Genomic DNA, 12,947 nt, shown 5'->3' with positions numbered 1-12,947 from the left:
GGACGCCGCGGCACGGACATAACCTCCGCAGTGTGACGCCGCTCGCGAGCCGTATCCGGACGCGCACAGCAGGCCGGGCCCTTCTGGCCGTGCTGGTCACGGCGTGGTGGCTGGTCGTACCCGCCGTCGAGCGCGCCCGCGCCGAGGATCCGATCCCCCTCTCCCGGCAGGGTCAGATCACCGACAAGGTGGGCGCGCTCGGCGACCGCAGGACCGAGGTGAGCCGTTCCCTCGACCGGCTGTACGACGACAGCCGCGTCCAGCTCTTCGTCGCGTACGTCCGTGACTTCTCCGGCCGCCCCGCCCAGAGCTGGGCCGATTCCACCGCCCGGCTCAGCGGCCTCGGCCGCGACGACATCCTGCTGGCGGTCGCCACCCACGACCGGCAGTACGCCTACTCCGCCGACGTCGGCTCTCCCCTCACCGGCAGCCGGCTCGCCGATGTCGCCAGGACGGCCGTCGAGCCCGCGCTGAGACAGAACGACTGGGCGGGCGCGGCGATCGGAGCGGCGAACGGGTACGCCGCGGTGCTGGCGGGCCGGGCCGTACCCACGCCCGCCATCACTCCCGGCGTGGTCGACCCGGGCAGCAGCGCGGCCGACGCAGGTGCCGCGAGCAATCTGGTGCTGCCCGTCGTGCTGGTGGTCGGGGCGGGAGCCGTCGCGGCGTACGCGTACGCGCGACGCAGGCGGCGGGCGGAAACCCTCACGACACCGCGCAGCGGCCGGCAGCGCTGGGGCTCACCCGCGCCGCCCGCCGGGACTCCGCTGCCCGAGCTCGACAGCCGGGCGAAGCGGATGCTTGTCGACACGGACGACGCCCTGCGCACCAGTCAGGAAGAAGTGGGCTTCGCCACGGCACAGTTCGGAGAGGAGGCCGCGGCGCCCTTCAACGATGCCGTGCACTTCGCGAAGGGGGAGCTGACCCTGGCGTTCCGGCTGCGCCAGCAACTGGACGATGCCTTTCCGGAGGACGACGCGACCCGCCGCCGGATGCTGGAGGAGATCATCGCCCGCTGCACGGAGGCCGACGGCCGGCTGGACGCCGAGTCCGAGGGCTTCGACCGGCTGCGCGCCCTGGAGCGGAACGCGCCGCAGGCCCTCGATGCCGTCAGAGCGGCCTTCGACGAGCTGAGCGGACGCGTCGTCACGGCGCGGGGCACGCTCACCGCGCTGCGCCGGCGCTACGCCGACTCGGCCTCCGCTCCCGTCGCGGACAATGCCGCGCAGGCCGAGGACCGGATGGTCTTCGCCGCCACCGGCCTGGACGAGGCCCGCGGGTTCATCGACGCGGGAGACAACGGCAAGGCGGCCGTGCAGGTGCGCGCCGCGGAGGGGGCCGTCGACCAGGCGACCACCCTCGTCGCGGCGGTCGAGCGGCGCGCGCTGGAACTCGCGGAGGCGGCCGGGAAGCTGCCCGGCGCCCTCACCGAGACGGAGACGGATCTCGCCGACGCCCGCGGCCTGCTGAAAGGCACCGCGGAAGGTGTGCCGACGGCCGATCTCCGGGGGCGGATCGGCCGCGCCGAGGCGGTGATCGCAGACGTATGGCGCGAGCAGGACACCGGACGTTACGACCCGATCGACGCCCTGCGCCGGGTCGAGGAGGCGGACGCGGTCCTCGACGAGGCGCTGGCGGGCTCGCGGGCCCGCGAGGAGGGAGACCGGCGGGCAAGGTCCCACCTCGGCCTGGCGACGCTCACCGCCGGCTCGGCCGTCGGCGCCGCCGCCGATTACATCACCACCCATCGCGGGGCGGTCGGCAGCGCGGCCCGTACCCGCCTGGCGGAGTCTCAGCGGCTGCTGGAGCGGGCGCACGCGCTGGATTCCTGGGCCGACGCGCAGGGCGCGCTGACACAGGCGCAGCACGCGGACGCGCTGGCCCGGCAGGCGCAGGATCTCGCCGAGCAGGATGTGCGGTCGTTCGGGAACCGATACGGGGCGGGCGGTGTACAAGGAGCAGGAGGCGGGCTCGGCGGCGCCGTGCTCGGCGGAATCATCCTCGGCGGCCTGGGCGGCGGCGGAGGTGCACAGGGAGGGGGCGGGGGCATTGGCGGAGGTTTCGGCGGCGGCCGCGGGGGTGGCGGCGGTCCTGGCAGTTTTGGCGGCGGTGGTACGCGCGGCAGGCTGGGCGGCGGCGGCCGTTTCTGACGCAATTCCCTTTCCCCACAAGGAGAAGAGCCATGGCGAAGCAGACCATCCTCGGTCGCGTCACGCAGCTGGCGAAGGCCAATGTCAACGCCTTGCTGGACGAGGCCGAGGATCCCCGGAAGCTGCTGGACCAACTGGTCCGCGAGTACACGAACAACATCAGCGAGGCGGAGGAGGCGGTGGCCGGGACCATCGGGAATCTCCGGCTGCTGGAGCAGGACCACGGGGAGGATGTGGCCGCGGCCCGGGAGTGGGGCGAGAAGGCGCTGGCGGCCAGCAGGAAGGCGGACGAGCTCCGCTCGGCCGGCCGGAGCGAGGATGCGGACACCTTCGACCACCTCGCCAAGGTGGCGCTGGGGCGGCAGCTCCAGTCCGAGAAGGAGGCGAAGACCGCCGAGCCGACGATCGCCTCCCAGACGGAGGTGGTGGAGAAGCTCAAGACCGGTCTGGAGCGGATGAGAGCCAAGCTGACCGAGCTGCGGTCGAAGCGCGACGAGCTGGTGGCCCGTGCGACGTCCGCCCATGCGCAGAACCGGATGATGGACGCGGTCAAGAACATCGATGTTCTCGACCCGACCAGCGAGATCGGCCGGTTCGAGGACAAGGTGCGGCGCGAGGAGGCGAAGGCGATGGGCAAGCAGGAGCTTGCCGCCTCGTCGCTGGACGCGCGGTTCGAGCAGCTCGACAGTCTCGGCGACAGCGCGGAGGTCGAAGCACGCCTGGCCGCACTGAAGAGCGCCTGACGGGGCGGCCGGGCGCGGGCGGCCTTCCGTCAGAACATGCTCAGCAGCTGCTCGACCGTCGGCTCGGCTGTCGAGTCGCCGTCGGGCAGGGCGAGTTCGAACCAGACCGTCTTGCCGCGTGGCGTCCGGCGCGAGCCCCATGCCGCGCTCAGCAGGCCGACCAGTTGCAGCCCCCGGCCGCCCTCATCGGTGTCGCGGGCCCGCCGCCGCCTCGGCTGTACGAGGCCCGCGTCCCACACCTCGCAGACGAGCGTACGGTCGCGCAGCAGCCGCAGCCTGATCTCGCCCTCGCCGTAGCGCATGGCGTTGGTGACCAGTTCGCTGACGAGCAGTTCGACGGTGTCGACCAGCGGTTCAAGATCCCAGGTGAGCAGCTGAGCGCGGGCGAGCTCCCGGGCCCGGCCCACGGAGCGTGGCTCGCGGGGCAGCCGCCAGTCTCCGACCGCGTCGGCCGGCAGCCCCTGGATACGGGCCATCAGCAGCGCGATGTCGTCCTCGCCGTGCCGGGTGTCGAGCGTGTTCAGTACGTGGTCGCAGACGTCTTCCAGCGGGCGGGCGTGGTGGGTGAGGGCCGCGCGGAAGGCGCTCAGCCCCTCGTCGAGGGGATGGTCCCTGGACTCGACGAGCCCGTCCGTGTAAAGCGCGAGCAGCGCGCCCTCCGTCACGTCGACCTCGACCTGCTCGAAGGGCTCACCGCCCACCCCGAGCGGCATGCCGGGCGGCACATCGAGCAGCAGCGCCTCCTCGCCCGGTTCGACGAGGACGGGCGGAAGGTGACCGGCGTTGGCGAACGTGCAGCGCCGGGTGACCGGGTCGTAGACGGCGTACACACAAGTGGCGAGATAGACCTCGGCGAGATCCGCGTCCCGCGTCTTGTGGGCGACCCGCGAGGCCTGCTGGGCGCCGCTGGGGGTGCCGAGGCCGCGGGCGATCTCGTCGAGCGCGGAGAGCACTTCGGCGGGCTCCAGGTCGAGCAGCGCCAAGGTGCGGACGGCCGTGCGCAGCTCGCCCATGGCGACGGCGGCCCGCAGACCGCGCCCCATGACATCGCCCACGACCAGCGCGGTCCGGTGTCCCGGCAGTTCGATGACGTCGAACCAGTCACCGCCCACTTCGGTGGCGGTGTTGCCCGGCAGATAGCGGCAGGCGATGTCCAGCCCGGCGGCCTCGGGGTCGCCGGGCGGGAGCAGGCTGCGCTGGAGGATCAGCGCGCGCTCGTGCTCCCTCCGGTAGAGGCGGGCGTTGTCGATACAGACGGCGGCGCGGGCGGCGAGTTCGACGGCGAGCGCCCGGTCCCGTTCGCCGAAGGGTTCACTGCCCTTCGTCCGGGAGAACTGCACGAGGCCGATGACGGTGTCGTGAGCGACCATCGGGACGGCGAGCGTGGACTGGACGAGACTGCCGGCCTCACCGGGGATGGACTGCACCCGGCCGGTGCGCAGGGCGCTCGCGCTGGGCGAGCTGAAGGGGAACCGGTGGACCGCGCCGACCTCGGGCGGGACGTATTCCCCGTCGCCCGGGTCGCCGGGTCCGGTGAGCGGGGCGTCGGAGACGGCGCTGGCGAAGGCGACCCGGCGCAGCCGGGCGCTGCCGCCGCCGGAATCGTCCCCGGAGGAGCCCCAGCGTCCGGGCGGCGCCTCCTCACCGGTGAGCAGGCTCTGGTAGAGGTCGACGCAGGCGAGATCGCAGAAGCCGGGGACGGCGACGTCGAGAAGCTCGCGGGCGGTGGTCTCCAGGTCGAGGGAGTTGCCGATTCGGGCGCTTGCCTCGTTGAGCAGGGCGAGGTTACGGCGGGCGCTGGCGGCCTCACGGGCGGCGATATGACGGCGCGTGACATCGGTGCCGACTCCGGCGACGCCGATGGGCCGGCCGGAGCCGCTGTGCACGCGATAGAGATTGATCGACCAGTGCCGGCGTTCGTTGCCGCCCGGCTGGGTGCCGACGATCTGGAGGTCGGTGACGGACTCCCCGCTGCCCAGGACGCGCTGGAGGGCCGCGGTCATCCGGTCGGCCTCGGGGCGGGAGAGATAGTCGTGGACCGTACGGCCGCGGTGGTCACTGGCCTCGCCGCCGAAGACGGTGGCGAAGCGCTGGTTCGCGCGCTGCACCTTGAGATCGGTGCCGAACAGCAGGAATCCGAAGGGAGATTGGCCGAATATGGCCTGCGAGGAGGCGAGGTCGGTTTCGATCCGGCGCAGTGCGTGGACGTCGACGACGATACAGAGCGCGCCCCGTTCGCCGCTCTCCGTCTCGCTCGGCATCACATAGACCTCGGCGAGCCCGTGCTCTCCGCGCCCCCGGTCCGTACGGAACGGGACCAGGCCGGTCCATTCCTTGCCGTCGAGGATCTCGCTGACCTTGCGGTGGCCACGCGGGCGCAGCTCGGCGGGCATGAACACCTCGACCGGGTCCTTGCCCCTGACCTCGTCCAGGCCGATTCCGAACAGCTCGGCGGCCCGTCGGCTCCACTGGTCGACCAGCCCGTCGGGGCCGATCGAGAAGGAAGCGACCTTGATGTAGTCATACATCGAGCCGGGCGGACTGCTCTGCCATACGACGTCGCCCGCCGTTCCAGATATTTCGCTCACGCGACCGTCCCCTCCAGCTCACGCACCGGACCGGCCTTGCCCGCAGTATTCAGCACTACGGCCCCGGTCGACACGGCGTTCACGATCACAGCAAGGTCTCGTTCTTTTTGAGCCGAGTCCGACGTGATCGTTGTCCCTCCAGACTTCTAACCAGGGACGGGCAGCTCGAACCACACGGTCTTACCCGTCTTCCCCCGGCGCGTGCCCCAACGCCGGGCGGAACAGGCCACCAGTTGCAGTCCGCGACCCCCTTCGTCGTCGGGGCCCGCGGGGCGCTCGGTCGGAGGATCAGGCAGCGGATCAGAGATTTCGACGAGCAGTGCGGCGGGCGGTTCCGCCTCGGCGCCGTCGGGTCCGCCCGGGCCGGGGGCAAGGACACGGACCGCCAGCCGCACCCCGATCGGCCCCGACGCGTACCGCAAGGAATTGGTCACCAACTCGCTGACCAGCAGGACCGCCAGATCACGGACGGCCGGGGGCATGTCCCATGCCTGGAGCGTGTCACGGACGGCATGGCGGGCGGAGCGCACAGCGGCGAGGTCGCCGGGGAAGGTCCACTCGGCGCCGGCGCCCTCTGTGTCGATCAAGCCGATCACTTCCCAAGACCGACGGGCAGACCCGCGCCCTTTTTAGGGGGGTTGGTCAGCACATACCCGTTATCTCCTGTGGCTATCGCCACAGCGGGCGCACGGTGGCACCAATGGAGTACGCAGAGCATCAAAGGGGCGCATGCCCGCAGCCCCCTGGCACGCGGCCCCGTCAGTGGCGGCCCGTGCCCAGGTCCTGTCCGGTCGAGGCGGCGCGCAGACGGCGGGCGGCTTCGGCCACGGCCGGCCGGTCCTGGTCGAGCCAGTCCACCGTGTGGATTTCGTCCGGGCCGAGCCACCGCAGTTCGTCGTGGTCCTCAAGAGGCCGGGGCTCGCCGGAGAGCAGCCGGGCCGTCCACACCTGGAGAACAAAGCCGGGCTTCAGCGGCCACTCACCGGGGATCCGCTCCACCGGCTGCGTCTCCACGCCGAGTTCTTCCCGCAGCTCGCGCACCAGGGCCCCTTCGGGCCCCTCCCCCGGCTCCAGCTTGCCGCCAGGCAGCTCCCAGCGGCCGGCCAGCTCGGGAGGCGCACTACGACGCGCCGCCAGCAGGCGCCCCCGGTCGTACACGGCGCCTGCCACCACCACTCGATCGCTCATGGGCCGGAGCGTAACGCGGTGGGCAGGCGAGGGCTCAGTGGGCGACCTGTCCGGCGCGCTCCACCGAGTAGGGCTGCTCATGTCCGTGGACCTCGAAGCTGTCGGCTATCTTCTGCGCTTCGTCCCGCGTGGCGTAGCTACCGACCCGGTAGCGATTGCCGTTGTCGTCCTGCCGTATCACCAGCCAGGGGAGCACGGCGCCGCTGTCATTCATCGAGCCCCTCCCGCCGCCGGTCCGCTTCTCTCCAGCAATTCCAGGGAAACCGCAATCCGCATATGCCTGACCCTACGCCTGACCTTCACTCAGCGGATGCGTGTTTTCACAAAGAGATACGCATCCGGCCAAGAATCCACCGAAAACCAGGGTCCGCAGGCGACAGTGCGCTGGTGGGGAACTCGCTCCAGGTACCGGCGGCTGAGCCGTCAACAGGCTCCAGGCGCACCCGCGGGGGAGGAAAAAAGGGGGTCCGGCTATCCGTCACATCATTTGACGGAGAGGTGGTACGCGATGCGGTACCGGTCGGCGGGCACGACCACGTCCGCCGTCTCCACGGCCCGGCCCGACGCGTAGTACGTCCGCTCCAGAACCACCACCACATGGCCGGGTACACCGCCGAGCGCCATGAGCTCCTCCGCCAGACCCGGGCGGGCGCCGACCTCTTCCAGCACGTTGTCCACGACGATGTCGATGGCCGCCATACGTTCGACCACCCCGCAGCCGCCGAGGGGCCCCTCCTCCGGCAGCATCACCGGCGTACGCCCCGTGACCGCGAGGGGCTCCCAGGAGGTGGAGAGCATCATCGGCTCGCCCGCGTCCCGGAAGACATAGCTCGTACGCATCACCCGGCCGGACGGCGCGATCCCGAGCCTGGCCGCGATCTCCGGCCCCGCCTCGCGCTGCTCGCTGCTGGACTCCCAGGTGCCCCGCGCGCTCTCCGCCGCCTGCTCCTGCCGGAACGGGCTGGAGCCGGACGGCGGCCGGTAGCCGGAGCGGGCGATACGGCGCGGCACCGGCCGCTCCCGCACATACGTTCCGGAGCCGGAGCGGCCCTCGACCAGCCCTTCGGCCATCAGCACCTTGCGCGCCTCCAGGGCGACCGTGTCGGAGACGCCGTACTCCTGGCGGATGCGGGCCTGTGAAGGCAGTCGGGTGTGCGGCGGCAGGGCGCCATTGGCGATCTTCTCGCGTAGATCGCCCGCAACGCGCAGATAGGCGGGCTGCTCACCGAAGGCCACGGGCCACTCCCATCAGGTTGACAGACAGCAACAGACTCGCAACCGTCGGTTGTTGATCGCAAGCATGGGCCAACGTTTCACCCGAAGTGATGAGTTGTGGGTGCGCGGCACGTGTCCGAGTTCCGGATCCGGCGTCCGGCCGCTGCCCGCCCCGAGAAGCCCGCGCCCGGGGAGCGCCCGCGCCGTCGCACGGGGAACTGCCATGCTGGCGGTCATGACGACGTACCTCTGCCCGGCCGACGGCACCCGCTCCCCCGTCGAGTCGCTCACCTGGTGCTGTCCCGTCTGCCGCGGGCCCTGGGATCTCGACTTCCACGCGTCGCCCGTACCCCTGACGCTCCCTCGCCATCGGGTCAATTCACTGTGGCGGTACGAGGAAGCGCTGCCGCTCTCCGCGCCCGTCACGACGCTCGGCGAGGGCCGCACCCCGCTCGTCCCGCTCACGCCGTCCGTCTCCGCCAAGCTCGATTTCCTGATGCCGACGCTCTCCTTCAAGGACCGCGGCGCGGTGCTCCTCGCGGAACTGGCCGTCCGGCTCGGTCCGCGCCGGGTGATCGCCGACAGCAGCGGCAACGCGGGCACGGCCGTCGCGGCCTACTGCGCACGGGCCGGACTGCCCTGCACGGTGTACGTGCCCGAGGCCACCTCGCCGAACAAGACCGAGCAGATCCGGGCCCACGGCGCGCGCCTCGAACGCGTCCCCGGCGACCGCGAGGCCACGGCCCGCGCCGCCCGCGCGGCGGCCGACGAGCCGGGCACGTTCTATGCCAGCCATGTCCACAACCCGTACTTCCTGCACGGCACGAAGACCTACGTCTACGAGCTGTGGGAGGACCTCGGCGGCCGGCTGCCCGAGGCGATCGTCGTCCCGGTCGGCAACGGCACCCTGCTCCTGGGCGCGGCGCTCGCGGTCGCCGAGCTGTCCGCGAACGGCCTCATCGACGAACGCCCCGCCCTGATCGCGGTCCAGGCCGCGGCGGTCGCGCCGCTGGCGGCCGCCTTCCACGCGGGCGCCGACGACCTGCTCGCGGGAGCCGAGCCGGCCCCCACCCTCGCCGAGGGCATCGCCATCCCGAACCCGCCGCGTGCCCGCCAGATCCTCCGCGCCGTACGGGAGTCCGGCGGCACGTTCCTCACGGTGACGGAGGACCAGCTGCGCGCGGCCCAGCTCGATCTGGCCGCCCGGGGACTCTTCGTGGAGTCGACGGGCGTCGCCTGCTGGGCGGCGGCGGGCGACTGGACGGACCGCACCGCCGTCGTACCGCTCTGCGGCGCGGGCGCCAAGACGGGCCTGGCGCCGTCCGCACGGTAGAACGGTACGACGGCCGCCCCGGGTATGCCGGACCCGACGGAAACTCAGCTCACTGGAATCGGCCCGGCGGTGGCGGTGCATTTGATTTTGATCTGGTCGGCGGCCACGGCACTGCACCCGGGCCCCGAAGTAGCGGTGAAACCGGCGGGGACGAAGAAGAGAACATTGCTGCTCCGCGACTATCGGGGCTGCCATGCCCGTACGAGGTCTTCCGGCCCCCAGCACACGTTGAGAGGCAGATCATCGGTCACCCCACAGCGGGAGACCGCCACTAGGGGAGTGTCCGGGGCGGTGCCGGGGACGGCGAGCATGTCACGTACCAAGGCGTCGTACTCATGGCGCCCGAAGGGCTGGGTCTCCAGCCACTTGACCGACCCGACGAAGTGCACCTGCCGGGCCACCGGCTCACGGTCTGTACCGATGAGGTCGATCTCGGGGTTGTTCTGACGGTTCCACCAACCGCCGACGGCCTCGGTCTCGGGCCACTCGTCGTTGGGCATCAGACGGAGCAAGGACTCGCGGATCAGTGGCTCGACCGCTCGTCCGCGCCAAGTGGTCCATGACCGCTCGATGCGTTCCAGTGCCACGTCACCGCGGCCTCGCTCGATGAGTGGGATCGCGCGTGCCAGGAAGGCCAGCCAGAACCGCAGATATGGGTCGGCGATCCGGTAGCGCTTGTTCTTGGTGTCCGGCTTGACGGACAGGGGGAGGTCAGCGGCCAGGACTCGCTTGGCCTGCAGCATGGCCAGTAGCGGGGAGAGCGTGCCCGACGGCAGTGCGCCGGCGCCGCCCGCCTGGGCTGCGATGGTGCTGAATGTGCGCTCACCGCTGCCAACCGCTTCCAGTACGGCCCGTGAGTGCGAAGCCTCGGGGAATTCACCCAGCAGGGACAACTCACCGGCCACCAGCAAGGGCGAGAGAGGATTGGCAACCGACGCCTGCAAGAAAGCCGTGCGATCCATTCCCGGCCTCCACGACTGCACGATCTCAGGGAATCCGCCAGTGATCAACTGGGCGTCGACGGCCGCCGCGGCGTCGAGTTCAGTCATGTCCTGCACGTCGGCCAGGTTCAGGGGACGGACGGTCATTTTCGCCGCACGGCCGAAAAAAGGACGCCCGTACGACTGCAGTGCCTCCATCACCGATGTATCGCTGCCAACCAACAGCAGAAGTACGGGCTTGGAAGACAAGTGACGGTCCCAGACAGTCTGGAGTCCGCCCTCGAATTCCTGATCCTGCTCGACCAGCCAGGGCACCTCGTCAATCACCGCAATACTGGGAGAGCCATCGGGTACCGCAAGCGCCAGCGAGCGCAGGGCCTGGTTCCAGTCCTGCGACTGAAGGCCGGCGACCAGTTCCGCCCCCGGCAACAGCGACTGCGCGAGGGTCGCGGCAAAGTCGGCACGTTCCGTCACAGGGTTGCGCCCCCGGGTGGCCTGGAACACCACGTACGGCGCTCCCGAGCGGTCGCAGAACTCCTGGACCAGTCGCGACTTCCCTACTCGGCGCCGGCCCGTCATGATCACAGCCCGCCCCGGGGTGGCTCCAGCGCCCTCTGCCACTGCCCGGTACTGCTCAGCCAGCAGCTCAAGATCCCCGACCCGGCCTTGGAACTCCACGACGCACCCCTGGGCCATTAACGTAGATAGATTCTTACGTAGATTGAATCTTACTTCATTTCATGCGGCCTAGTGCGCGCCGTCCCAGCACGGGAAATAATGAAGGGCCCGACCTCGAAAGGTCGGACCCCTCATGACCTGCATGTTTGCCAGATCAGCGCCGTGGTGAGACAGCGCCCGCTACACGTTGAAGCGGAATTCGACTACGTCGCCGTCCTGCATGACGTACTCCTTGCCCTCCATACGGGCCTTGCCCGCGGAGCGGGCTTCGGCCACCGAGCCCGTTTCGACCAGGTCGGCGAAGGAGATGACCTCGGCCTTGATGAAGCCCTTCTGGAAGTCGGTGTGGATCACACCGGCCGCCTCGGGGGCCGTGGCGCCCTTCTTGATCGTCCAGGCGCGGGACTCCTTGGGGCCGGCCGTCAGGTAGGTCTGGAGACCCAGGGTGCGGAAGCCGACGTGGGCGAGGGTGGCCAGGCCCGGTTCCTCCTGGCCGACCGACTGGAGAAGCTCCAGCGCCTCTTCGTCGTCCAGCTCGGCGAGGTCCGACTCCAGCTTGGCGTTGAGGAAGATCGCCTCGCCGGGGGCGACCAGGGCGCGCTGCTCGTCCTTGAAGGTGTCGTCCGTCAGCTCGTCCTCGTCGACGTTGAAGACGTAGAGGAAGGGCTTGGTGGTGAGCAGATGCAGATCGTGCAGCGGCTCGGACTTCTCGGTGCCCTGGACGATGCCCGCCGAGAAGAGGGTCTCGCCCGTCTCCAGGATGGCCTGGGCCTCTTCGATGGCCTTGACCTTGGGGAGTACGTCCTTCTTGATGCGCGACTCCCGCTGGAGGCGCGGGAGGACCTTCTCGATCGTCTGGAGGTCGGCGAGGATCAGCTCGGTGTTGATCGTCTCGATGTCGTCCTTGGGCGAGACCTTGCCGTCGACATGGACGACGTTCTCGTCCTTGAAGGCCCGGATGACCTGGCAGATCGCGTCGGACTCACGGATGTTCGCCAGGAACTTGTTGCCCAGGCCCTCACCCTCCGAGGCGCCGCGCACGATGCCGGCGATGTCGACGAAGTCGACCGTGGCCGGGAGGATCCGCTGGGAGCCGAAGACCTCGGCGAGCTTGTTCAGCCGCGGGTCCGGCACACCGACCACGCCGACGTTGGGCTCGATGGTGGCGAACGGGTAGTTGGCCGCCAGCACGTCGTTCTTGGTCAGGGCGTTGAACAGGGTCGACTTGCCGACATTCGGCAGGCCGACGATTCCGATCGTGAGCGACACGTTGGCGACTTCCTGAAGTGAGGACTGGCTGATGGCCTGTGTGGCCCGGGCGGGCCGATCCCCCAGTTTACGGGCGGGGCGCGGCGGCCGACGACGGGTGCCGGGCGCCCCGCGACCTGGCCGGACGCCTCGAACTCAACGGCAAGGTCACCCAAAGGGCGTGTCCAACCCCTGATTCATCCCCCTCCGCCACCTACGTTGTCCGGGTGGAGCAGCACAGGACACGTCAGCCCCGGCGCGGACAGCGGCCGCGGACCCCCCTCGCACCGCAGGGCGCCGTCGCCGGACCCGCCGGTGTCCACCCGGAGCCGGCGGCGCCCCGGCGACGGGTGCCGCCCGTCCTGCTCCGTCTGCGCAGACTGCCCAATCCCCGGCTCACCGGACTTGGTGCGGGCCTGTTCGCCGTCGCGACGATGCTGGCCTTCGGCTTCCTGGACCAGCTGCTCTTCGACGGTGCGCCGCTGGTCTACGGGCTGCTGTTCCTGCCGGTCAGCGCGCTGACCGCGCTCTGGGTGCGTACCGCCGACCTGGTGAGCGCCCCGATCAGCGTGCCGATCGCCTTCGCGGTCGGCACGCTTCCGATCTCCGGCGGGACCGGGGGCTTCGGCGGGCACACGATGGCCGTCGTCACCACGCTGGCCGTGCACGCCGGCTGGCTGTACGGCGGCACACTCGTCGCCGGGCTCATCGCGTCCGTACGGAAGATCCGGCAGATGGGGCGGCGGCAGGTCGCCCGGGACGCGGCCACCACCAGGACCGGAGCCGGCGCGGCCAGGACCGGCGCCGGCACGGCCAGGACCGGGGCCACCGCGTCCCGGGCCGTGCGGCGCGGCTGACGCGGG

At 70.7% G+C, this 12,947-nt stretch carries 11 protein-coding genes; 4 read left to right on the top strand and 7 right to left on the bottom strand.

Annotated features, from left to right (window positions below; translation table 11 throughout):
- The first annotated feature begins 32 nt into the window (after positions 1-32).
- Positions 33-2,150, top strand: coding sequence for a TPM domain-containing protein (locus tag ACFVWW_RS13075; RefSeq protein WP_386878416.1), 2,118 nt, complete (start codon positions 33-35; stop codon positions 2,148-2,150).
- A 32-nt stretch (positions 2,151-2,182) separates the two neighbouring features.
- Positions 2,183-2,893, top strand: a complete 711-nt coding sequence (locus tag ACFVWW_RS13070) for a PspA/IM30 family protein (protein WP_384181140.1) — start codon at positions 2,183-2,185, stop codon at positions 2,891-2,893.
- Positions 2,894-2,922: 29 nt separating this feature from the next.
- Here ACFVWW_RS13070 and ACFVWW_RS13065 read toward each other — a convergent pair whose 3' ends face one another.
- The 5 genes from ACFVWW_RS13065 to ACFVWW_RS13045 all read right to left on the bottom strand — a co-directional run bounded on the left by ACFVWW_RS13065 (position 2,923) and on the right by ACFVWW_RS13045 (position 7,905).
- Positions 2,923-5,481 carry a SpoIIE family protein phosphatase gene (locus tag ACFVWW_RS13065; RefSeq protein ID WP_384181138.1) on the bottom strand — a complete coding sequence of 853 codons (2,559 nt, stop codon included), beginning with the start codon at positions 5,479-5,481 and terminating at the stop codon, positions 2,923-2,925.
- 146 nt (positions 5,482-5,627) lie between these two features.
- Positions 5,628-6,077 carry an ATP-binding protein gene (locus ACFVWW_RS13060; RefSeq protein WP_384336476.1) on the bottom strand — a complete coding sequence of 150 codons (450 nt, stop codon included), beginning with the start codon at positions 6,075-6,077 and terminating at the stop codon, positions 5,628-5,630.
- A 163-nt stretch (positions 6,078-6,240) separates the two neighbouring features.
- Positions 6,241-6,669, bottom strand: coding sequence for a (deoxy)nucleoside triphosphate pyrophosphohydrolase (locus ACFVWW_RS13055; RefSeq protein ID WP_384336474.1), 429 nt, complete (start codon positions 6,667-6,669; stop codon positions 6,241-6,243).
- A 34-nt stretch (positions 6,670-6,703) separates the two neighbouring features.
- Positions 6,704-6,883, bottom strand: a complete 180-nt coding sequence (locus ACFVWW_RS13050) for an SPOR domain-containing protein (protein ID WP_384181132.1) — start codon at positions 6,881-6,883, stop codon at positions 6,704-6,706.
- A 269-nt stretch (positions 6,884-7,152) separates the two neighbouring features.
- On the bottom strand, positions 7,153-7,905 hold the full coding sequence (locus tag ACFVWW_RS13045) for a GntR family transcriptional regulator (protein WP_384181130.1): 753 nt from the start codon (positions 7,903-7,905) through the stop codon (positions 7,153-7,155).
- Between the two features lie 214 nt (positions 7,906-8,119).
- On the opposite strand from ACFVWW_RS13045, the gene ACFVWW_RS13040 reads away from it, so the two are divergent.
- The gene (locus tag ACFVWW_RS13040) at positions 8,120-9,217 is read left to right on the top strand and encodes a pyridoxal-phosphate dependent enzyme (protein ID WP_386878417.1); all 1,098 of its coding nucleotides are present in this window, start codon (positions 8,120-8,122) and stop codon (positions 9,215-9,217) included.
- A gap of 179 nt (positions 9,218-9,396) precedes the next feature.
- Here the strand turns inward: ACFVWW_RS13040 and ACFVWW_RS13035 are convergent, their stop codons facing one another.
- Positions 9,397-10,836: an ATP-binding protein gene (locus ACFVWW_RS13035; RefSeq protein ID WP_386878418.1), complete on the bottom strand. Its 1,440-nt coding sequence runs from the start codon at positions 10,834-10,836 to the stop codon at positions 9,397-9,399.
- A gap of 180 nt (positions 10,837-11,016) precedes the next feature.
- Positions 11,017-12,105, bottom strand: a complete 1,089-nt coding sequence (ychF, locus tag ACFVWW_RS13030) for a redox-regulated ATPase YchF (protein WP_384181124.1) — start codon at positions 12,103-12,105, stop codon at positions 11,017-11,019.
- 206 nt (positions 12,106-12,311) lie between these two features.
- Between ychF and ACFVWW_RS13025 the strand changes: the two genes are divergently transcribed.
- Positions 12,312-12,941, top strand: coding sequence for a DUF6542 domain-containing protein (locus ACFVWW_RS13025; protein WP_386878419.1), 630 nt, complete (start codon positions 12,312-12,314; stop codon positions 12,939-12,941).
- The last annotated feature ends 6 nt before the right edge of the window (positions 12,942-12,947 follow it).

Origin of the sequence: Streptomyces sp. NPDC058198, from assembly GCF_042882605.1 — a bacterium.
GTDB lineage: Bacteria > Actinomycetota > Actinomycetes > Streptomycetales > Streptomycetaceae > Streptomyces.
Note: the sequence above shows the minus strand (reverse complement) of the source record. Positions and strands in the feature narration are given on the sequence as shown.

Coding starts and splice junctions, on each gene's coding strand:
- ACFVWW_RS13055 (WP_384336474.1), bottom strand. CDS start 6,669: ATGAGCGATCGAGTGGTGGTGGCAGGCGCCGTGTACGACCGGGGGCGC.
- ACFVWW_RS13040 (WP_386878417.1), top strand. CDS start 8,120: ATGACGACGTACCTCTGCCCGGCCGACGGCACCCGCTCCCCCGTCGAG.
- ACFVWW_RS13050 (WP_384181132.1), bottom strand. CDS start 6,883: ATGAATGACAGCGGCGCCGTGCTCCCCTGGCTGGTGATACGGCAGGAC.
- ACFVWW_RS13070 (WP_384181140.1), top strand. CDS start 2,183: ATGGCGAAGCAGACCATCCTCGGTCGCGTCACGCAGCTGGCGAAGGCC.